Raw genomic sequence first — 19,693 nt, 5'->3', positions numbered from 1 at the left:
AGGATCCGCCATGGCGGTACCGGGCGGGCGCGAGGATGGCAGGCGATGAACTTCCTGACCGTCCTGCCGCTGGCCGTGGTGATGGTCGCCGGGACCCAACTGGTCGTGGCGGTCTTCCTCGCCTCGTCCGACCGGCCCCGGGCCGCGTCGCTGGGCTTCCTCGCCGGCGCGGGCCTGGTGGTCGCCGCCGGGGTGACCGTGAGCTGGTTGTTGACCCGGTTGCTGGGCGGGTTGGCGACCGACGCCAGCGCGGCCGCCAGCAGGATCGATCGCGGTCCGGTCATCGATCTGGTGGTGCTCGCGCTGCTGGTGAGCCTGGCCCTGGTGGTCTGGCTGCGCCGTAACCGGTCCGGGCCGCCGCGCTGGCTGGGCAGCGTGGGCCATGCCGATCCGCGCTGGGCCTCGCGGATGGGTGCCCTGCTCTTCGTGGTGACACCCACCGACGACCTCACCATGGCGACGGTCGGCGCGACAGTGGCCCGACACAACCTCCCCTGGTGGCACCTGGTGCCGTTCGTGCTGCTCACCGTGTTCCTGCTCGCGGTGCCGCTGCTGGCGTTGGTGCTGCTCGGGCAGAAGGCGGCGCGCGTGCTGGCCCGGATGCGGAAGTGGGCCGAGGGGCACTCCTGGATCGTCAACGAGATCGTGATCGCGTTCTTCGCGCTGCTGACCGTGCTGGACCTGATCCGTTCGAAGTGAGCCGTCACGTGTGGCGTCGCGCGGCCGTCATCAGCACGACGGGTCCGCGGAACAGGAGGGGACGATGAGGGTTCTGGTCACCGGGGCGGGTGGTCGACTCGGGAGCCACGTGCTGGCGCGGCTGAGCGACGACGGGATGAGCGTCCGGGCCAGCAGCCGCCGGCCGCGTACCGGCTCGGACGTGGAGTGGGTCGTGGCCGATCTGGCCAGCGGTGCCGGGGTGGCCGAGGCGGTGACCGGCGTGGACGCGGTGCTGCATCTGGCGTCCTCGCCCCGGGGGCGTACCTACCAGGTGGACGTGCTGGGCACCCGTCGGCTGGTGGTCGCTGCCGGCGCGGCCGGCGTGGGGCATCTGGTCCACATCTCGATCGTCGGGGTGGACCATGTGCCGTTCCCGTACTACCGGCACAAGCTGGCAGCCGAGCAGGTGGTCGCCGCCGGCCCGGTGCCGTGGTCGGTGCTGCGCGCCACCCAGTTTCCCCAGTTCCTCGACGATCTGCTGACCACCAGCGCGCGGCTGGGCCCGGTGGTCGGCGACCGTGCGGTGCTCGCCCAGCCGGTCGACCCGGGTGAGGTGGCCGCCCGGCTCGCGGCCCGGCTGGCCGCCGGCCCGCTCGGGGGTATCGAGGAGTTCGGTGGGCCGCAGGTGCTCCGCTTCGACGAGGCCGTCCGTGCCTGGCGGGAGGCACGCGGGTCACGCCGGCCCCTGCTGCCGGTACGGATTCCCGGCCGGCTCGGCCGCGAGCTGCGCGCCGGTGGACTGGTCACCGAGGCGCTGCCTCGCGGTGTGCGTACCTGGGCCGATCACCTCGCGGACACGTACGGGGGAACCGAGCGGAGATGAGAGGGATGCCGGTTCACGTTCGTCTTACGGTGACGCCATGTTCGTTGTCGTCACCACGGTGATCCTCTACGTCTTCGGTTTCGTCTTCCTCTACGGCGTGATCCGGCTGGGTGTCCGGCACGCGCTGGAGGACCTGGAGCTGCAGCGGGCCCGAGCCCGACGCGAGGAGGAGTTGGCGGCCGCCCGCGACCGTTCCTTCCTGCGCGACAACGCCTTCCTCGCCGGCAGTTGAGTCGCGACGTGGAGGTGGCGTCGCGGGACGGCTCGGGAGTCGGCGGGCGGTCCGGCGGTACGGGTGCGAGGATCGCACCCGTGATGGGAACGCTGAAGACCGAACCGGCCCGTGCCCGCCTCGATCTGCTCGCCGCGCCGGTGGCGGAGGCCATCGCCCAGTGGCCGGCCAGCGCGCCGGTGGACGTGGACGACGTGCTGGTCGCGCCGATCGACGCCGACCTCGCCGACACGGCGGCGTTCTGCGAGGCGTACGAGGTGGGGCTGGACGTGTCGGCCAACTGCGTGGTGGTGGCCGGTAAGCGCGAGGGCGTGGTCCGCTACGCGGCGTGCATCGTGCTGGCCACCACCCGGGCCGACGTGAACGGCGTGGCCCGGCGGGCACTGGACGTGCGCAAGGCGAGCTTCGCCCCGATGACCGACGCGGTCGAGTTGACCGGCATGGAGTACGGCGGCATCACCCCGATCGGGCTGCCGGCCCAGTGGCCGATCCTCGTGGACGCGCGGGTGATCGCCACCCCGCACGTGATCATCGGGTCCGGCGTACGGCACAGCAAGATCGCGCTGCCGGGCCCGGCGCTGGGCGCGCTTCCCGGCGCGCAGGTGGTCGAGGGCCTGGCCAGACCTGCCTGACCAGGCACCGACATCGATACCGTTGCACGTGAAACATCACGCCGGTCAATGTCTACCGCGCGGTGGCCTCCCGCTGCTCGACCTCGGCCAGCGCGGCGAGGAGCGTGGACGTCTCCTGGGCGCCGCTGACCGCGTACTTTCCGGCAAGCACGAACGTCGGGACGCTCGTGATGCCCAGGTCGCGGGCGGCGGCCAGCTCGGCGGCGAGTTCGGCGGTCCCCTCGTCGGAGTCGAGGAAGCGTCGGGCGTCGGCCGCGTCCAAGCCGATCCCGCCGGCGACAGTGGCCAGCGCCTCCCGCGAACCGAGGTCGACGCCCTCGGTGAAGTGCGCCCGGTAGAGGGCGTCCACCATCTCGGCCGCCCGGCCGTGCTCGGTGGCGTAGGCCACCAGCCGGTGGGCGTCGAAGGTGTTCGCGGCCACCGCACGGTCGTAGTCCAGCCGCAGCCCGTCACCCGCCGCGGCCTGGGTCACCCGCGCGACCATCTGCCGGGCACGCTCCGGGCCGCCGAACTTGTCCCCGAGCGCGTCGAGGATCGGGCGGGGCTCGGGAACCGGCGACGGGTCGAGTTGGAACGGCCGGTACCGGACGGTCACCTCGCCCTCGTAGCGGGCGAGCGCCTCATCCAGTCGGCGCTTGCCGAGGTAGCACCACGGGCAGACGACGTCGGCGTAGATCTCGATCTCCATGATCGGTGCCAACTGCCCGCTCAGTCGAGTTGTTCCCGGACCTGCCGCTTGAGCCGGCCCAGGATCGCCGTGCCGCCACGCACCCGCAGCGGGCTGATCGCCTGCGCCAGGCCCATCCGCTGATAGAGGTCGTCCGGCACGGCCAACACCTCCTCGGCGCTCGCGCCGGCCAGACCCTCGGCGAGGATCCCGGCGAACGCCCGGGTGGTGGGCGCCTCGGGCGGGCAGTCGAAGAGGGTCTCGACGGTCCCGTCCGGCGTCACCCGGGCGCGCAGGAAGAACGCGGTCTGGCACTCGGGCACCTGCTCCATGCCCTCGTGCCCGGCGGCGTCGGCGGGCAGCGGCGGGATGACGTCGGCGTACTCCAGCAGCATCTCCAGCACCAGGTCGCGTGGCGCGGCAGCGAACTCGTCGACGATCTCGGCCAGTCGGGCCGGCATGTCAGCCATGTGTCGAGGCTACCGCCGGCGATTTCTAAACCGTCGGTGACTGTTCGCTGATCTCACTCAGGGCGCTGGTCGGATCGAGCTGCATGGCCAGGTCACCGAGCGAGACGATCCCCACCAGCTTGCGGTCGCTGTCGCAGACCAGCACCCGACGGATGCCCCGGTCCCGCATGAGGGCCGCGGCCTCACCCGCCGTGCAGTGCTGCTCGATCATGACCACCTCGCGGGTGACGATCGAGCCGATGGTGGTGGCCGCCGGCGAGCTGTTCTCGGCCACCGCCCGCACCACGATGTCCCGGTCGGTGAGCATGCCGGCGAGGGTCGCGCCATCGGTGACGACCACGTCGCCGATGTCCGCCTCCTTCATCACCCTGGCCGCCTCGTCCAGGGTGGTCTCTGCCGACAGGTACACGACCTGCTTGGTCATCACATCGCTGACCCGGTAAGCGGTCATGAGGTCCTCCGAAGACGTATCCACCCGATCCCCTTGCACTACCCCGTGACGCGGTGGCTACACCAGGTTCGCACGCTCGCGGCGAGCCTCGTCGACGATCCGCTCCACCACGGCGTCCACCGGCAGCTCCGCGCGCCCGTTTCCGGCCCGCTCGCGCAACTCCACGTACCCGTCGGCAAGTCGGCGCCCGACCACTACGGTGCGGGGGATGCCGATCAGCTCCGCGTCGGTGAACTTCACCCCGGCCGAGACGTGCGTCCGGTCGTCGACAAGCACCCGCAGGCCGGCGGCGGCCAGGCGCCCGCCGAGGTCCAGCGCCGCGTCGAGCTGGGGGCCCTTGCCGGCGACCACCAGGTGTACGTCACACGGGGCGACCGCCGCCGGCCAGATGAGTCCCCGCTCGTCGTGGTGCTGCTCGGCGATGGCCGCGACCGCTCGGGAGATCCCGATGCCGTAGCAGCCCATGGTCGGCCGCACCGGCTTGCCGGCCGGGCCGAGCACGTCGACCGCGAACGCGTCGGTGTACCGGCGACCGAGTTGGAAGATGTGCCCGATCTCGATACCCCGCCGGATGGTCAGCTCGCCGTCGCCGCAGGCGGGGCACGGGTCACCGGCGCGCACCTCGGCCGCCTCGACAGTGCCGTCGGGCGTGAAGTCCCGCCCGCAGACCACACCCGTCGCGTGTCGACCCGGCTCGTTCGCCCCGGTCAGCCACGCGGAGCCGGCCACCACGCGAGGATCGACCAGGTAACGGATGCCCAGCTTGCCGAGCATCTGCGGCCCGATGTACCCGCGCACCAGCTCCGGATGCTCGGCCCACTCCTCGAAGACCGCCACCTGGGCCGGCTCCAGCGCGGCACCCAGCCGCTTCAGGTCGACCTCCCGGTCACCGGGCAGCCCGACCACCAGGGGTTCGGCTCGCTCGGCGCCCGGCTGACGCACTGTCAACACGACGTTCTTCAGGGTGTCGGCGGCGGTCCAGTCATCGCGGTCCCCGAGCCGGCGGCTGTTCGCCAGCTCGACCAGGCTGGCGATGGTCGCGGTCTCCGGGGTGTCGTGCACCTCGGCCTCGGGCGCGCTGGTGGGGTCGCCGGCGGCGGGTGCCCGGGTGACGACGGCCTCGGTGTTCGCCGCGTAGTCGCAGGCGGTGCAGCCGACGTACGTGTCCTCACCGACCGGGGTCGCGGCCAGGAACTCCTCCGACGCCGAACCGCCCATCGCACCGGACATCGCGTGCACCACGGTGTGCTCCAGGCCCAGCCGGTCGAAGATCCGCTGGTACGCCGCCCGGTGCCGGGCGTACGCATCCCGCAGCCCCGCCTCGTCCAGGTCGAAGGAGTACGCGTCCTTCATCAGGAACTCCCGGCCGCGCAGCACGCCGGCCCGGGGTCGCGCCTCGTCGCGGAATTTCGTCTGCACCTGGAACAGCGTCACCGGGAAATCCCGGTACGAGGTGAACACGTCCTTGACCAGCAGCGCCGCCATCTCCTCGTGGGTGGGCGCCAGCAGGTGCTCGGCGCCGCGCCGGTCGGCCAGGGTGAAGAGGAGGTCGCCGTACTCCGTCCACCGGCCGCTGGTCCGGTACGGCTCGGCGGGCAGCAGAGCCGGGAAGTGCACCTCCTGGTCTCCGATCGCGGTCAGTTCGGCGCGTACGACGTCGGTGATCCGGTCCAGCACCAGCTTGCCCAGCGGCAGCCACGTGTAGCCGCCCGGCGCGGCGCGACGGAGGTAACCGGCGCGCAGCAGCAGCCGATGGCTCGGCACCTCCGCGTCGGCCGGATCCTCGCGCAGGGTCCGCAGCAACAGAGTCGACATGCGTAGCAGCATTCGCGCAGCCTAAGACCGCCGGTCCCGCTGCGGCGATCCAATTCGGTGGTGGGTCACGTGTCGCCGGGAAGGCGGCCCTCGCAGCGGACGTCCGGGTCGGCCACCGGACGCCGGGGCATCATCCAGTTCAGCGCGGTCTCCTCCACCGGCCAGCCCCGCACCGACACCAGGCTGTACGGAACGGCCGCGGGCTGGGGGCAGAGGACCTGCGACTCGACCCACCCATTCGGCAGGAACCGCACGGTGGCCGTCCGGTCCAGCACGATCGTCGACGTGTCGGTCACCGTGATGAGCGCGCCGAGCACCACCTTCCGGCCGCCGTCGGCCTTCGGCGGGCCGTCCCCACCGGCCAGGCTCGCCGTACCGCCGCCCGTCGGGGCAGCGCCCGGGGTCGCCGGGGCCGGGACGTCCGGGGCTGTCGAGGTCGACTGCTTCGGGACCACCTCGACCGCGGCGGTGGGCAGCAGCGGCACCCGGAGGAAGACCGCGCCCATCACCACCGGGAGCACGGCGGCGACCGTGAACGCCAGACCGTGGGTCAGCGTCGGGGCGATCCAGCCGGGGATCGGGCCGGTGAGCAGCACGGTGGCGGCGGGCGGCACCGCCAGCAGCGCGGCCGTGGCAATCTCGCCATCCTGGTACGCCGTCCAGATGGCCGGGCCCAGCACGGTGTACGCCAGAACCGCCGCGGCCAGCGGCAGGGCCACGCTTACCAGCAGGACCCGGGTCGGCTGGTCAGGATGCAGGTAGCGGGTGCGCAGCGCGAGCAGCCAGAGGCCGAGCATCAGCAGTGACGGCAGGAAGCGGAGCTGCCAGGTGAGCGCCCCCAGCGCGACCGCCGCGCTGATCACCCAACCGGGGGTACGTGCCGTCCCGGAGGCCAGTAGTGACCGTTCCGGGTCGAACCGGTCCGGAGCGCTGAGCCGGAGCAGCCGACCGAGGACACCGAAGGTGAGCACGACCACGGGGAACGCCCACACCAGGGCGATCAGCAGGGCACTGAGCAGGCCGAGCGGACTGACGTACTGGACCAGCAGCAGCATCGTGGACATGTCCTGTTGGCTGAGCTGCCACAGCCGCAGCACCAGGAGCAGGACGGGGAAGGTGGGAAGGAGGGTCAGCAGCCACTGCTGCGCCTGCCGCGCCCCCGCCATCCGGCGCGGGCGGACTGCCTTGGCGGAGCTGGTGGTGAGCCGGGGTACGCCGGGGGCGGTAGCGCGATCCTCTCCCACGGCCACTGTCGCACCTCCACCTTCCTCGGATCGGGTTGCTGCTGTTCCGCGACCGGCTGCGGGAGGTTGTATCCCTGCTGCCAACGGAGGTTGGCGTTGTACGCGTTCTCCCAGGCCGAGTCGTTCTCGTCGTTGGCCGACTTGTAGAGCGCGAGGTCGACCAGGTCGAGCAGCGCCTGGTTGGGGCCGGTGTTGATGCCCCACCGCTCCTGGGGCGACGAGCCGATGTCCCAGTGCCGCAGCGGTTTGACGTTCTTGAGGGTCACCGGGAAGTGTTGACCGTCGTCGTCCGGCTGATCGCCGGTGACGAAGCCGGCGAGGATCGCCGCGTCGGTGGTGACGGCCTGCACCTTGCCGTCGTACAGCTCCTGGATGCATTCGCTGATCCGGTTTCGACCCACCGGGGAGGCGCCGGCGTCGGCGAGGCGCTGGATGGACGTCGACGTGGTCAGCGAGCAGACCGTCAGCCCACGCAGATCCTCCAGGCTGCTCACCTGCTTCTGGTAGCTCTTCAACGTCACCACCGACTGCTCGGTGTTCAGGTAGGGGGCCGAGAAGACGGCGCCCTCCTCCCTGCGCTTGTCGTTGATGCTGTACGAGGCGATGACCAGGTCGACGATGACGAACCCCTCGCCGTCCTGGGCCTGTCGACGGGCCCGGTCCTCGCTCTCGATCGGCACGAAACGCACCTGGGAGTGGTCGAACCCGAGGTAGCTCGCGATCATGTACGCGATGTCGACGTCGAAGCCCTTCCAGACGTTGTTCGTAAGGCGCTGCGAGATGCCCGGCTGGTCGTCCTTCACGCCGATGACGAGCTGCTGCTTGCCCTTGAGGTGGGCGTCCTCCAGCAGCTCGTCCCGGGTCGGTGGGCCCGCCGCGAGGACGATCGGGACCAGGGCGGCGGCCAGGACGGCCAACGCGACGATCAGCCCGACGAGTCGGATCTGACGGGTCCGTACAGTGCGCGGCGACACGGGTGCCGCCGGGGCTGGCCCGGCGGGGCTCGGCTCGCTTGCCTGACTCACCTGGGCCCTCCCCACTGCGCGGTCCGGTGACCGGCCCCTCATTGTGAGGCCTCAATGCGAGCCACGGCACTCCACCACCAGCCGGATAGCCGACACGCCGCCCGGCGTCGCGGGTGATTGTCGAAACTGGTCCGCTGACGCATGACGTCCGCCACCTCGGCCGGTCGGGGCACCGGCCGCCGTGCCTCCGGTGACAGACTGGTCGCCGCAGGCAACGGGTGGCGTGAGGGGGGCGCGGGTGCGCTGGCGCAGTTTTGTCGCGGTCGGGGACAGCTTCACCGAAGGTATGGACGACGCGTACCCGGACGGCACCTACCGGGGCTGGGCGGATCTGGTGGCGACCCGTCTCGCCGCCGAGGCGGGCCCCGACTTCCGGTACGCGAACCTGGCCATCCGGGGCCGGCTCTTCCCCAGCGTGGTGGCCGAGCAGGTGCCCTCGGCGGTGGCGATGAAGCCCGACCTCATCAGCTTCGCGGCCGGCGGCAACGACGTGCTGCGCCGCACCTTCGACCCGGACACGTTGGTCTCCCGCTTCGACGAGGTCGTCCGGCAGCTGCGCTCGGGTGGCGCGGACGTGCTGCTCTTCCGGTTCGCGGACGTGATGGCGCGGCTGCCCGGTCAGCGTCTCGTCGCCCCCCGGGTGGAGCTGCTCAACCAGGCGGTCGGTGAGACCGCCGAGCGGCACGGCGCGATCCTGGTCGACCTGTACGCCGACAACACGTTCCTCAACCCGATGCTCTGGAGCACCGACCGGCTGCACCTCTCCGCGGCGGGGCACCGGCGGGTCGCCGGGCAGGTGCTGAACGCGCTCGGGGTGGGCTGCGACGAGGAGTGGCTGATGGTCCCGCCGCACCCGGCGCCGTCGCCGTGGCTGGCCGCCCGCGCGGCCGACCTGCGCTGGGCCGGGCAGCACCTGGCCCCGTGGATCAGGCGGCGACTCACCGGCCGGTCGTCCGGCGACACGGTGACGGCGAAGCGTCCGCTGCTCGGCCCGCTCGTCGACTGAACGTGCGCACCCTGCACACCGCGCCGCTGCTGCGGCGTACCCCCGACGGCGAACCGGTGCCGGGCCAGGCCGTGCTGGTCGGCGGCGACCGCGTCGAGGCCGTCGGTCCGCTGGCCGAGCTGAGCGAGACGTACGCGGGGGTGCGGGTACGCCGATGGCCCGGCGTACTGGGTCCGGGCCTGCTCCACGACGGCCCGCTGCCGGCGGCGCCCACCCCACGCGAACGGGTGTACGCGTTGCTGCGTACCGGGGTGACGGCGGTGCTGGCCGAGCACCTGGCCGACCCGGTGCTGCGGGCCGCCGTCGACCGGAGCGACCTGCTGGTGTTGCCCGCCGCCGTGGCACCGACGCTGCGTCCGGGCGGGCGGGCCGACCTGGCGGTCCACGACGCCAACGGCGCCTGCCTGGTGACCGTGATCGCCGGTCGGATCGCGCACCGTCGCGCCTGAACGGACCGTCGTAACTCCTCTGTGGAGGCCGTTCATCGAATCGGGTTCGCCCGATGTCCCCCGTCCCCGATAGCATCCGCTGCCCCCGCTGATCGGAAGGCGGGGACATCGGGGAAAGGTGGATGGGGGATGGCCCTCATGCGCAGCACGACGACATCCGGAAGACCGGTCCGAGCCCTGCTGGCCACAGCGCTGTCCATGACTGTCGCTGGCGGGATGCTCACGCTCACGGCCACGCCGGCCGCGGCCTACGACATGCGGTACGAGAAGAACACCTCGTGGGCCTACACGGACGCGCACCGGCCCACGAAGATCACCATCGACCAGGCCGGCGACGTGCCGGTCGGGTCCTGGAAGGACGCCCAGGGGCGCAAGCACACGGCCCGCGCCTACTTCACGTTCGACATCTCCCGCTACCGGGGGGCGGAGATCGAGTCGGCCGTGTTCTCCGTCAAGGAGACCTCGGTCATCGATTGCACCAAGCGGCCGGCGGTGGAGCTGTGGCGCACCGCGGCGTACACCGCCACGTCGAGTTGGGCGAAGCCGCCGGTCGAGGTGGCGAAGCTGCACACGACCACGCTGCCGGCCGAGGCCGGCTGCCCGGCGCCGTACGTGGAGTGGAACGCGGTCGAAGGGTTGCGGCAGGCGGTGGCCGAGGGCGCTTCGACGCTCACCCTGGCGCTCCGGTTGCCGGCCGGGGCGGAGGCCAATCCCGCGTTGGGTCGCCGCTACGCCAGTGCGGCAGGCATCTCCATCGACTTCAACTACCCGCCGGGCGTGCCGACCGAGCAGCAGACCTCCGGCACGCCGTGCACGACTGCCGAGCCCTACCAGTTCCAGCGAAGCGGTGATCTTGCGCTTTCGGCGATCCTGCACGACCAGGACAAGAACGCCTCCGGTGGCACCGACATGCTGACGACCACCTTCGCGCTCTGGCCGGTCGACGAGCCGTCGGCCCGGGTCGAGCGGATTGGAAACGGTCGGGACGGCGAGCGGGCCAACGTCATCTTCGACCGCGACACCCTGACGCACGACCGTGTGTACGCCTGGCAGGTGCGGGCGGCGGACAGCCGGGCAACCGGTGGGTGGAGCGGCCTCTGCTACTTCCGTACCGACTTCCAGGGCCCGGCGACCGCGCCGATCGTCTCCTCCACCGACTTCCCCGCCGACGGGAGCTGGCATCCGGCGCTGCCCGGCCAGTTCACCTTCGACGCCGGTGCGGCGGCGGACGCGGTCGGCTTCCGGTACCGGCTCGACGGAGGCGTCGAGGGGACGGTGTCGGCGGATCGCCCCGGCGGCACGGCCACGGTCACCATCACCCCGGACGCGGGGCCCAGCAGCCTCACGGTGGTGAGCGTGGACGCGGCCGGAAACCGTTCGCCCGAGTCCCGCTACGAGTTCCGGGCCAGCGACGTCGCGCCGACCGTCACCGGCAACCTGACCGCGATCGGCGTGCCGACCACGTTCACCGTCGCGCCGCAGATGCCCGGGGTGGTCAGCTACCGCTTCAACCTGGACGGCGACCCGGAGCAGACGGTGCAGGCCGGGGCCGACGGCACCGCCACGCTTACCGTCACCGCGACCCGGGCCGGCAACCGCACCCTCTCGGTGACCAGCGTCACCGCCGACGGCGTAACCGCGACGGCGACGCGAACCTTCCGGCTGAGCACCGCGCCGACGATCTCCGCGACGGTCTACGAGCAGGGCGGCACCAGCGGAGGTCAGGGTGTTCCCGGGATCTTCACCTTCACCCCGCGTCAGCCCGACGTGGTCAGCTACCGCTACCGCTTCGGCACCGTGACCAGCACCGTGGCCGCCGCAGCCGACGGGACCGCGTCGGTGACCTGGACGCCGACCACGCCGGGCTTCACCTCCCTCACGGTGTGGAGCGTCAATCGGGACGGAGTCCAGTCGGACTCGACCAGCTTCGTCTTCTTCGTGCGTGACCTGCTGCCGGTGATCCAGGGTTTCCTCTACGACCCCGGCTACCCCGCCGGTGGCCCGGGTCAGCCGGGTGACTTCTGGATCAACTCGGAGGTGGCCGGCACGACCGAGTTCCGGTACCGCTTCGACGACGGCCCCGAACAGGGGATCGCCGCCGACGTCAATGGCAGCGCCATCGTCACCTGGACCCCCGAGCAGGCCGGCACGCACACCCTGACCGTTCGCAGCCTCTTCGCCGACGGGACGGCGTCCCCGGAGCGGACGTACACCTTCCTGGTCGCCGACGCCCCGGAGGCCACGTCGGGGCACTGACCGAGACGCGCTGGGAGACGTACGTCCCAGTGGCCCGGCCCACCATCCCGTGCCCGGTGGTGGGCCGGGCCCGTTACAGCGGTCGCGGGCGGCGATCCGGCGTACCTTGGGGATCATGTCTGTGCCGAACGATCCTGATCCCCGCCTCCAGTCGTACGCCGACCCGCAGCGGTTGGTCACCACCGACTGGTTGGCCGAGCACCTGGGCGACGAGGGCCTCGTCGTGGTCGAGTCCGACGAGGACGTCCTGCTCTACGAATCCGGTCACATTCCCGGTGCCGTCAAGGTCGACTGGCACCTCGACCTGAACGACCAGGTCACCCGGGACTACCTCGACGCCACGAGCTTCGCCGAGATGTGTGCCGCGAAGGGCATCGGCCGGGGCGACACGGTGGTCTTCTACGGCGACAACTTCAACTGGTGGGCCGCGTACGCCCTCTGGGTGTTCTCGCTCTTCGGCCACGCGGACGTGCGCCTGCTCGACGGCGGCCGGCAGAAGTGGATCGCCGAGGGGCGCGAGGTGACCCGCGACAAGCCGGCCCGGCCCCGCGCCGACTACCCCGTGCCGCTGCGGGACGACGCGCCGCTGCGGGCGTTCCGCGAGCAGGTCATGGCGCACATCGCCGTGGGGCGGCCGCTTGTCGACGTCCGCTCCCCGGGCGAGTACACGGGCGAGATGCTGCACATGCCCGACTACCCGCAGGAGGGCGCACTGCGCGGCGGGCACATCCCGGGCGCGGTCAGCAAGCCGTGGAAGTCCGCCGCGAATGAGGACGGCACGTTCAAGTCCGCCGACGAGCTGAAGGCCATCTACGCCGACCAGCTCGGGCTGAGCCCGGACGACGACGTGATCGCGTACTGCCGCATCGGCGAGCGCTCCAGCCACACCTGGTTCGTGCTGCGGCACCTGCTGGGCTACCCGCAGGTCCGCAACTACGACGGCTCGTGGACGGAGTGGGGCAACCTGGTCCGGGCACCCGTCGTCAAGGGCGACCAGCCCGGCGGCATCGTCGCCTGAGCGTCGCGCGGGAGCTGGCCGGCTGAGCGTTCGACCCGTTCGACGGCCCTCAGCCGGCCAGCGCCAACACGCCGCGCAGGTCCCGGATGACCCCGGTGATCTCGCCGGTCTCCGGGTCCCACCGCGCGAGGGTGGCCGGTTCCAGGCGGAGCAGCACCGCGCCCTTGTTGTCCCAGCCCAGCACCGGGCAGCAGCCCTTGCCACGCTCCCGACCGAGGTCGAGCAGATGGGTCACCTCGCCGGTACGGGAGTCCAGCACGGCCACCCCCTCGGCGCCGTCGATCTCGTTGCTGGTGATCCACGCGGCGCTCGCCAACCGGCCGCCGTGCAGCCAACCCCGGCCGTAGAACTCGTTGACCTGGTACGGCGGGGGCAGCGCGTCGTGGGTGATCCGTTGTTCGGAGCGGATCGTGGCCTCGCGGGCGCTCCGACTCCGCAGCGTCAGGCCACCCCGTTCGCCGGTCAGCTCGATCAGCGCCGCCTCGCGGCCGGCCTCCGGGTCGGGTGCCACCACGTCCCAGGCCGACACGTCGATGGTGCCCGCCGCCTCGGTGTCGCGCTCCACCGCGTACGTCCGGTTGTCGCCGCCGACCAGCACCCGGTCGTGCGCCCAGACCACCAGCTCCAGGTAGCCGTCGAGCGGGATCCGGCGTACGCCCGCAGTGGTGAGATCCACCATGATCAGCTCATTGGTCTGCGCGAAGGCCGCCCACCGGCCGTCCGGCGACAGGACTCCCGGCTTCACGGCGGTCGCCTCGTTGCCGCCGGCGTCCCGGGTGGGGGCCAGCGTCACCACGTCGAGACCGCGCACGACACCGTCGTCGCCGAGGATCCGGACCGGTCCGTCCGCGCGGTTCTCCTCGTCCACGGGCTGGAACAGCGCCAGCGCCCGCTGGACCGGTCGCTCGGACAGCGGCACCGTCGCCGGGCCGCTCAGCCGGTTCAGCGGATCGGGTGGGAACGTCAGCTCGGCCGGCGGACGCTGCACGGGATCGGCGTGGGTGGGCTCGACACTCGGCGCCACCGTGTGGTTCAGGGGCGGATCGGGGGACGGTTGGCGGACGGCCATCGTGCCACCGCCGAGCAGCGCCACGGCCAGGACGGCCGCGCCGAGCACCCGTCGGGTACGACGCGTGCGCCGCGCCCGGTCCCAGCCGGCCGTCGCGGGTCTGCTGGGCAGCACGTCCTCCACGCTGACGGCGAACAGTCGACGCAGATCCTGCTCGTTCACTGGTTCACCTCCAGGCCGGCGGTCGGGTCGTCGGAGCGGGTCGCGCCCCGGCTCGGTCGGCCATCTCCGGTGAGATCGGGGGCGACCTCGCGGAGCCGGCGCAGCGCCATGTGGCACTGGCTCTTCACGGTGCCGACGGTCACCCCGAGCGCCTCCGCGGTGGCGACCTCGGTCAGGTCCTCGTAGTAGCGCAGCACCAGCACGGCCCGCTGCCGGGGCGGCAGCAGCCCCAGCGCGTCGTGCAGGGTGAGCCGCAGCGCGCCGTCCCGGTCGGGGGCCACCTGCTCCGGCGGTGCGGCGCTGAGCCATTCCCGGCGTCGACGCCGCCACCACGACACCGCGTCGCGGTAGAGGATGGCCCGCACATACGCGGCGGGATCACCGTCGCGGACCGAGGGCCAGCGCAGCGCCAGCTTCAGCAGGGCGTCCTGGAGAAGGTCCTCGGCCTGGTGCCGGTTGCCACAGATCAGGAAGGCCGCACGCAGCAGACGGTGCTGGTTGCTCTCCACGAAGGCGAGGTAGCCGTCGCGGCCGTCGTTCGCCGTCGATCCCATCCGCACCCCTTCCGGCCGCCGCGGTGCGCGTCACCCGACAGACGCATGGGGAGGGGGAAAAGGTTGGGTCAGGTCTGCGGCAGCCCGGTCAGGTAGCGCTGGAGGGTCGGCGCGATCCAGGAGACCAGCTCCTCGGGCTCGGCGTCCACCATCGGTGGGAGCCGGACGACGTAGCGGGTGAAGGCGAGGCCCAGGATCTGGCTCGCCACCAGGCCGGCACGTCGGGCGGTCAGCGCCGGGTCGGTGCCGAAGGCGGCCACTGCCGCGGTGAGCTGGTCGGCGAAGATGCCGCGCATCCGTTCGGCAGCGCCCGGGTTGGTGCTGGCGGCCCGCAGCAGCGCCACAAGCGTCTCGTCGCCCTCCCACCGGACGAGGAAGTGCCGCACCAGCACCTCGCCGAGCTGCTCGGGTGACACGGCGGTCAGGTCGGGCAGGCGGAGGTCGAACTCGGCCGCCGCCGCGAACAGGCCCTCCTTGCTGCCGTAGTACCGCATGACCATCGATGGGTCGATCCGGGCGTCGGCGGCGATGGCCCGGATCGTGGCGCGCTCGTATCCGTCGGCGGCGAACCGCTCGCGGGCGGCGCGCAGGATCGCCGCGCGGGTGGCGTCCGAGCGGCGCGGCTGGGTCGGGTGGGCGGGCGCGGTCATGCCAACGACCGTATGCCAACGGCTGTTGACACACAACGACAGTGGTCCTAGCGTTGCCAACAACCGTTTGCCAACACCCGTTGGCAACAGTCGTCGCGGAGGTGGCCATGCTCCCCACGAGCACCGACGTCCTGGTGGTGGGTGCCGGCCCCACCGGCCTCGCCGCCGCACTGACGCTGGCCCGGCGCGGGGTCGACGTGACAGTGCTGGACCAGCAGGCCGAACCGCCACAGACGTCTCGCGCGGCAGTCGTGCACGCGTACACCCTGGAGGTGCTGGACCGGATCGGCGTCGCGGCGCCACTGGTGGCCCAGGGGGTGCGTGCGCCGCGTTTCACGGTCCGCGACCGGGACCGGACGCTGCTGTCGGTGCCGTTCCACCGGCTGCCGTCCCGGTTCCCCTACGCGCTGCTGATCTCCCAGGCGGTCACCGAGGCCGTGCTCGTCGGGCAGTTGGCCGACCTCGGCGTCCGGGTACGACGGCCGTGCCGGCTGACCGACCTGAGCGTGACCGCCGCCGGGGTGCTCGCGCGGGTCGACGGCGCCGACCTGCGCGCCCGGTACGTGGTCGGCGCGGACGGCCTGCACAGCACCGTCCGGCAGGCGGCCGGCATCGGCTTCGCCGGCCCCAGCGACGAGGAGTCCTTCGTGCTCGCCGACGTACGGGTCGACAGCGCGCTGCCCCGCGACGAGGCCGCGCTGTTCCTCGCCCGCCCCGGGCCGCTGGTCTGGGCGCCACTGCCGGGCGGCGTGGTCCGGCTGGTCGCCGCCGTGCCGACAGCACCGCCCGAGCCGGACGCGGCGTACCTCCAGGCGCTGCTCGACGAGCGCGGTCCGACCCGCCGGCCCGATCGGGTGACCGAGGTGCTGTGGGGTTCCCGGTTCCGGGTGCACCACCGGATCGCCGACACCTTCCGGGCCGGGCCGGTGCTGCTGGCCGGGGACGCCGGCCACGTGCACAGCCCCGCCGGCGGGCAGGGCATGAACCTCGGCATCTGCGATGCGGTGGCCCTCGGCACGGCCCTTGCCGAGGTGCTCGCCGGTGGCCCGGAGACGCTGCTCGACGACTACACCGCGCGGCAGCGCCCGATGGCCGAGGACGTGGTGAGTTTCGCCGCCGGGCTGACCCGGCTGGCCACCACCTCCCCGGCCCGCCGACCGGCCCGCGACGCGCTGCTCCGGCTGCTCGGGGCCGTACCCCCGGTCCGGCAGCGGATCGCGCTGCGCCTGTCCGGGCTGTCCCACGCCGAACGCCGCGCGGGCTGAGGTGCACGACGTGCTGCTCAGCGCGACGGCTGGGGTGCTGTGCTGTCGTCGGTGGGGGCGACGACCGGCGGCACCGACGCGACCGGCCGGAGCGTCCGCCACGCCACCAGCGTGACAAGCGCGAACGTGCCGGCCGCGGCGCCCGCCACCGGCACCGTCCCGTACGCGGCGGCGGCCAGGCCGGCGAGCGCCGCGCCGACGGGTGCGGTGAGCAACCCGACCATCCGCTGCGCGGCACTGACCCGACCGAGCAGCCCGCCCGGCACGTGCCGCTGCCCGTACGACGCCGACAGGCTGTTCCACACGACAGTGCCGGCGGCGAAGACGGCCAGGGCGATCCCACCCGGCACCGGTTGCCGGGCCAGCGCGAACACGACAAGCGCGACGGTCTGCACGGCGAGCACCACCCGCAGCGCGGGCACCGTACCGAGCCGGGCGGCGAGCCGTCCCGCGGCGAGCGCCCCGCCCACGCCGCCGAGAACGGCACCCGCCGCGAACAGTCCGTATCCGGCCGGCGGCACGCGCAGCACGTCCAACGCGTAGAGCACCATCACCGCCATGAGACCGCTGATCGCCAGGTTGCTCGCGGCGGCCAGCAGGGTGACCCGCCACAGTGTCCGGTCGCCGCGCAGCCACCGCACACCCTCGGCGACCTCGCTCCACACCGACAGGCGCCGGACAGCCGACCCCCTGTCCACGGTGGGCGTCGGAGTGAGGGCCAGCACGAGCAGGGCCGCCACCGCGAAGGTGACCGCGTCCAGAGCGAACGGCAGGGCGGGGGCTGCGGCGAAGAGGACACCGGCGGCCGGCGCACCGAGGAAACCGCCGGCCACCGCACTCCCCGCCTGGAGCCGTCCGTTCGCCCGGGGCAGCGCGGCCGGCGACACGACGGTGGGCAGCAGCGCGAACGAGGCCGAGTCGAAGAGGGAGCCCAACGCGGCGAGGAGGAACGCGGCCGCCAGCAGCGTCACGACGGTCGCCCGGTCCAGGACGACCGCCACGGCCAGCGCCGCCACCACCGCCGCGCGTACGCCGTCGATGCAGGCCATCGTCCGTCGGCGGTCCCAGCGGTCCGCGTACACGCCGCCGAGCAGACCGAAGAGCAGCGGGGGCAGCTGCCCGGCCACGGTGACCGCCGCGATGATCCGAGGGTCCCGGGTCAGGGTGGCGGCCAGCAGGGCCAGAGCCGGCGTACGCAGCGCGTCCCCGAACCGGGACGAGACCGCGGCGGACCAGAGCAGCCGGAAGTCCCGGCCCAGAGCGGAGGAGGTCATGCCGCCGAACGTGCCCTCTCGACCGGGTCGAGGGTCAAGCCGCCGGGCGAAAGGGGGACGCGAGCCGTCGGTGATCATCGGTACGGTGGGCGCCGGCATCGGGACCGGGGAGAACTCAGGCGTGGACCACACTTTCCAGGTCGACCTGCGTGGCGTGGTCGACCTGCTCAGCCATCACCTCTACGGCAGCCCACGGGTCTACGTCCGTGAGCTGCTCCAGAACGCCGTCGACGCGATCACCGCCCGGCGTACGACCGATCCGGACGCGCCGGCGCTGGTCCGCATCGAACCACCGGAGATCACCGGCGACGGCACCCTGCGGGTGCACGACACCGGCATCGGGCTGACCGAGGCGCAGGTGCACGAGCTGCTGGCCACCATCGGTCGCAGCTCCAAGCGCGACGAACTGGGCTTCTCCCGGCACGAGTTCCTCGGCCAGTTCGGCATCGGCCTGCTCTCCTGCTTCCTCGTCGCCGACGAGATCCAGGTGCTCACCCGGCACGGCGACAACCCCACGGTCCGGTGGACCGGGTACGCCGACGGCCGCTACGCCGTGACCGTGGCCCCGCCGGAGGCCGCCCGCGTCGAGCCGGGCACCACTGTCACGCTGGTGCCCCGCCGCGACGCCGACCAGTGGTTCGCCACCCCGACCGTCACCGACCTGGCGCGGCTCTTCGGCTCGCTGCTGCCGGTCACCGTCCGGGTCGGCGACACGGTCACGACCACCGGCGAACCCCCGTGGGCGACCGCGCCGGGGGCACCGCTCGACCGCGCGGCGCTGATCAGGTACGCCCGGGAGACGCTCGGCGTGGAGCCGTTCGACGTGCTGCCGCTGGCCGTGCCGGAGGCGGGGCTGACCGGTGTCGCAGTCATCCTGCCCACCCCGGTGAACCCGGCGGCCCGGGCCGGGCACCGCGTCTACCTCAAGCGGATGCTGCTCACCGAGAACGCCGACAGCCTGCTGCCGGACTGGGCGTTCTTCGCGCACTGTGTGGTCGACGCGACCGAGCTGCGCCCGACGGCCAGCCGCGAAGCTCTCTACGAGGACACCCTCCTGACCGCGACCCGGGAAGCGCTCGGCGACCAGGTACGCGGCTGGCTGGTCCGGCTGGCGCGGCACGACCCGCACCGGCTGGCCGAGTTCCTCCAGGTGCACCACCTCGGCGTGAAGGCGCTGGCGCTGCACGACGACGAGATGCTGCGGCTCGTCGACAGGTGGTGGCCGATGGACACCAACGTCGGCACGCTCACGCTCGCCGAGTTCCGGGAACGCCACGGGGTGGTCCGCTACGCGGCCAGCCTCGACGAGTTCCGCCAACTCGCCGCGGTGGCCGCCGCACAGGACCTGGCGGTGGTGAACGCCGGCTACACGTACGACACCGAGCTGATCGAGCGGCTGCCGGCGGTGGACCGGTCGGTGCTGATCGAACGGCTGGAGCCGAGCGACCTCACCACCCGGTTCGAGGCCCTCGACCCGCCTGTCGAACTGGCGCTGCGGCCGTTCCTCACCGCCGCGCAGCGGGCCGTCGAGCGGTCCGGCTGCGAGGTGGTCATTCGGGCGTACGACCCGGTTTCGCTGCCCGCGCTGTACCTGGTCAGCCGGTCGGCGGCGTTCAACGACCAGCTCGCCGCCAGCCGCGACCGCGCCGACGAGCTGTGGGGCGGAGTCCTCGACGCGCTCGCCGCCACCGCCCCACCGGACCGCCCGCAACTGGTGCTCAACCACCGCAACCCGCTGGTCCGGCGGGTCACGATGCTCGGCGACCCGGAGCTGGTCGGCCTCGCCATCGAGGCGCTGTACGGGCAGGCGCTGCTGCTCGGCCACCATCCGATCCGCGCGGCCGACGCCGCGCTGCTGAACGATTCCTTCCTCGGCCTGCTCGGCCGGGCCGTGCCGGGACGGGAGTGACA

General features: G+C 72.6%; 20 protein-coding genes. 10 read left to right on the top strand and 10 right to left on the bottom strand.

The window, feature by feature from the left end:
• The first annotated feature begins 45 nt into the window (after nucleotides 1-45).
• The 4 genes from AB0B39_RS07060 to AB0B39_RS07045 all read left to right on the top strand — a co-directional run bounded on the left by AB0B39_RS07060 (nucleotide 46) and on the right by AB0B39_RS07045 (nucleotide 2,407).
• A complete protein-coding gene (locus AB0B39_RS07060) occupies nucleotides 46-699 on the top strand; it encodes a GAP family protein (RefSeq protein ID WP_357491679.1) in 654 nt (217 codons plus the stop codon).
• A 64-nt stretch (nucleotides 700-763) separates the two neighbouring features.
• Nucleotides 764-1,543, top strand: a complete 780-nt coding sequence (locus AB0B39_RS07055) for an NAD(P)H-binding protein (RefSeq protein WP_357573702.1) — start codon at nucleotides 764-766, stop codon at nucleotides 1,541-1,543.
• A gap of 37 nt (nucleotides 1,544-1,580) precedes the next feature.
• On the top strand, nucleotides 1,581-1,775 hold the full coding sequence (locus tag AB0B39_RS07050) for a hypothetical protein (RefSeq protein ID WP_234584465.1): 195 nt from the start codon (nucleotides 1,581-1,583) through the stop codon (nucleotides 1,773-1,775).
• An 83-nt stretch (nucleotides 1,776-1,858) separates the two neighbouring features.
• A complete protein-coding gene (locus tag AB0B39_RS07045; protein WP_234584466.1) occupies nucleotides 1,859-2,407 on the top strand; it encodes a YbaK/EbsC family protein in 549 nt (182 codons plus the stop codon).
• A gap of 52 nt (nucleotides 2,408-2,459) precedes the next feature.
• Here AB0B39_RS07045 and AB0B39_RS07040 read toward each other — a convergent pair whose 3' ends face one another.
• The 6 genes from AB0B39_RS07040 to AB0B39_RS07015 are packed head-to-tail and all read right to left on the bottom strand — an operon-like array spanning nucleotide 2,460 to nucleotide 8,079.
• Nucleotides 2,460-3,095, bottom strand: coding sequence for a DsbA family oxidoreductase (locus tag AB0B39_RS07040; RefSeq protein WP_357573701.1), 636 nt, complete (start codon nucleotides 3,093-3,095; stop codon nucleotides 2,460-2,462).
• Between the two features lie 20 nt (nucleotides 3,096-3,115).
• A complete protein-coding gene (locus AB0B39_RS07035) occupies nucleotides 3,116-3,544 on the bottom strand; it encodes a SufE family protein (RefSeq protein WP_234584468.1) in 429 nt (142 codons plus the stop codon).
• A 25-nt stretch (nucleotides 3,545-3,569) separates the two neighbouring features.
• Nucleotides 3,570-3,995 carry a CBS domain-containing protein gene (locus tag AB0B39_RS07030; protein ID WP_357492087.1) on the bottom strand — a complete coding sequence of 142 codons (426 nt, stop codon included), beginning with the start codon at nucleotides 3,993-3,995 and terminating at the stop codon, nucleotides 3,570-3,572.
• A 57-nt stretch (nucleotides 3,996-4,052) separates the two neighbouring features.
• The gene (locus AB0B39_RS07025) at nucleotides 4,053-5,822 is read right to left on the bottom strand and encodes a proline--tRNA ligase (RefSeq protein ID WP_357573700.1); all 1,770 of its coding nucleotides are present in this window, start codon (nucleotides 5,820-5,822) and stop codon (nucleotides 4,053-4,055) included.
• Nucleotides 5,823-5,875: 53 nt separating this feature from the next.
• Entirely contained in the window at nucleotides 5,876-7,054 is a 1,179-nt protein-coding gene (locus AB0B39_RS07020; protein WP_357573790.1) for a hypothetical protein, read from the bottom strand.
• The gene (locus tag AB0B39_RS07015; protein ID WP_357573699.1) at nucleotides 6,940-8,079 is read right to left on the bottom strand and encodes a transporter substrate-binding domain-containing protein; all 1,140 of its coding nucleotides are present in this window, start codon (nucleotides 8,077-8,079) and stop codon (nucleotides 6,940-6,942) included. The genes AB0B39_RS07020 and AB0B39_RS07015 overlap by 115 nt, the downstream gene beginning before the upstream one ends.
• A 238-nt stretch (nucleotides 8,080-8,317) precedes the next feature.
• On the opposite strand from AB0B39_RS07015, the gene AB0B39_RS07010 reads away from it, so the two are divergent.
• From AB0B39_RS07010 to AB0B39_RS06995, 4 genes are all read left to right on the top strand, one after another.
• Nucleotides 8,318-9,085, top strand: a complete 768-nt coding sequence (locus AB0B39_RS07010; protein WP_234584472.1) for an SGNH/GDSL hydrolase family protein — start codon at nucleotides 8,318-8,320, stop codon at nucleotides 9,083-9,085.
• A gap of 2 nt (nucleotides 9,086-9,087) precedes the next feature.
• Nucleotides 9,088-9,534: a hypothetical protein gene (locus AB0B39_RS07005; protein ID WP_357573698.1), complete on the top strand. Its 447-nt coding sequence runs from the start codon at nucleotides 9,088-9,090 to the stop codon at nucleotides 9,532-9,534.
• A 198-nt stretch (nucleotides 9,535-9,732) separates the two neighbouring features.
• Entirely contained in the window at nucleotides 9,733-11,790 is a 2,058-nt protein-coding gene (locus AB0B39_RS07000; protein ID WP_357573697.1) for a hypothetical protein, read from the top strand.
• Nucleotides 11,791-11,905: 115 nt separating this feature from the next.
• The gene (locus AB0B39_RS06995) at nucleotides 11,906-12,808 is read left to right on the top strand and encodes a sulfurtransferase (protein ID WP_357573696.1); all 903 of its coding nucleotides are present in this window, start codon (nucleotides 11,906-11,908) and stop codon (nucleotides 12,806-12,808) included.
• Between the two features lie 49 nt (nucleotides 12,809-12,857).
• Here the strand turns inward: AB0B39_RS06995 and AB0B39_RS06990 are convergent, their stop codons facing one another.
• The 3 genes from AB0B39_RS06990 to AB0B39_RS06980 form a co-directional block, all read right to left on the bottom strand.
• Nucleotides 12,858-14,039, bottom strand: a complete 1,182-nt coding sequence (locus AB0B39_RS06990; RefSeq protein ID WP_357573695.1) for a hypothetical protein — start codon at nucleotides 14,037-14,039, stop codon at nucleotides 12,858-12,860.
• On the bottom strand, nucleotides 14,036-14,593 hold the full coding sequence (locus AB0B39_RS06985) for a SigE family RNA polymerase sigma factor (protein ID WP_234584477.1): 558 nt from the start codon (nucleotides 14,591-14,593) through the stop codon (nucleotides 14,036-14,038). The genes AB0B39_RS06990 and AB0B39_RS06985 overlap by 4 nt, the downstream gene beginning before the upstream one ends.
• Before the next feature lie 68 nt (nucleotides 14,594-14,661).
• Nucleotides 14,662-15,243 (bottom strand): TetR family transcriptional regulator, encoded by a 582-nt coding sequence (locus AB0B39_RS06980; protein WP_234584478.1) that lies wholly within the window; start codon nucleotides 15,241-15,243, stop codon nucleotides 14,662-14,664.
• A 107-nt stretch (nucleotides 15,244-15,350) separates the two neighbouring features.
• Here AB0B39_RS06980 and AB0B39_RS06975 point away from each other — a divergent pair, with 107 nt between their 5' ends.
• Nucleotides 15,351-16,508 carry an FAD-dependent oxidoreductase gene (locus AB0B39_RS06975; RefSeq protein ID WP_357573694.1) on the top strand — a complete coding sequence of 386 codons (1,158 nt, stop codon included), beginning with the start codon at nucleotides 15,351-15,353 and terminating at the stop codon, nucleotides 16,506-16,508.
• 17 nt (nucleotides 16,509-16,525) lie between these two features.
• Here AB0B39_RS06975 and AB0B39_RS06970 read toward each other — a convergent pair whose 3' ends face one another.
• A complete protein-coding gene (locus tag AB0B39_RS06970) occupies nucleotides 16,526-17,782 on the bottom strand; it encodes an MFS transporter (protein ID WP_357573693.1) in 1,257 nt (418 codons plus the stop codon).
• Nucleotides 17,783-17,903: 121 nt separating this feature from the next.
• Between AB0B39_RS06970 and AB0B39_RS06965 the strand changes: the two genes are divergently transcribed.
• Nucleotides 17,904-19,691 (top strand): HSP90 family protein, encoded by a 1,788-nt coding sequence (locus tag AB0B39_RS06965; protein WP_357573692.1) that lies wholly within the window; start codon nucleotides 17,904-17,906, stop codon nucleotides 19,689-19,691.
• Nucleotides 19,692-19,693 lie beyond the last annotated feature (2 nt).

Source organism: Micromonospora sp. NPDC049114, assembly GCF_040648635.1.
Lineage (GTDB): Bacteria > Actinomycetota > Actinomycetes > Mycobacteriales > Micromonosporaceae > Micromonospora.
This window is presented reverse-complemented; position numbering and strand designations above follow the sequence as displayed.

Bases quoted from the DNA above. Each gene is read 5' to 3' on its own strand.
- AB0B39_RS07060 (WP_357491679.1), top strand. From the start codon at position 46: ATGAACTTCCTGACCGTCCTGCCGCTGGCCGTGGTGATGGTCGCCGGG.
- AB0B39_RS07055 (WP_357573702.1), top strand. From the start codon at position 764: ATGAGGGTTCTGGTCACCGGGGCGGGTGGTCGACTCGGGAGCCACGTG.
- AB0B39_RS07050 (WP_234584465.1), top strand. From the start codon at position 1,581: ATGTTCGTTGTCGTCACCACGGTGATCCTCTACGTCTTCGGTTTCGTC.
- AB0B39_RS07045 (WP_234584466.1), top strand. From the start codon at position 1,859: ATGGGAACGCTGAAGACCGAACCGGCCCGTGCCCGCCTCGATCTGCTC.
- AB0B39_RS07040 (WP_357573701.1), bottom strand. From the start codon at position 3,095: ATGGAGATCGAGATCTACGCCGACGTCGTCTGCCCGTGGTGCTACCTC.
- AB0B39_RS07035 (WP_234584468.1), bottom strand. From the start codon at position 3,544: ATGGCTGACATGCCGGCCCGACTGGCCGAGATCGTCGACGAGTTCGCT.
- AB0B39_RS07030 (WP_357492087.1), bottom strand. From the start codon at position 3,995: ATGACCGCTTACCGGGTCAGCGATGTGATGACCAAGCAGGTCGTGTAC.
- AB0B39_RS07025 (WP_357573700.1), bottom strand. From the start codon at position 5,822: ATGCTGCTACGCATGTCGACTCTGTTGCTGCGGACCCTGCGCGAGGAT.
- AB0B39_RS07000 (WP_357573697.1), top strand. From the start codon at position 9,733: ATGACTGTCGCTGGCGGGATGCTCACGCTCACGGCCACGCCGGCCGCG.
- AB0B39_RS06995 (WP_357573696.1), top strand. From the start codon at position 11,906: ATGTCTGTGCCGAACGATCCTGATCCCCGCCTCCAGTCGTACGCCGAC.
- AB0B39_RS06985 (WP_234584477.1), bottom strand. From the start codon at position 14,593: ATGGGATCGACGGCGAACGACGGCCGCGACGGCTACCTCGCCTTCGTG.
- AB0B39_RS06980 (WP_234584478.1), bottom strand. From the start codon at position 15,243: ATGACCGCGCCCGCCCACCCGACCCAGCCGCGCCGCTCGGACGCCACC.
- AB0B39_RS06975 (WP_357573694.1), top strand. From the start codon at position 15,351: ATGCTCCCCACGAGCACCGACGTCCTGGTGGTGGGTGCCGGCCCCACC.
- AB0B39_RS06970 (WP_357573693.1), bottom strand. From the start codon at position 17,782: ATGACCTCCTCCGCTCTGGGCCGGGACTTCCGGCTGCTCTGGTCCGCC.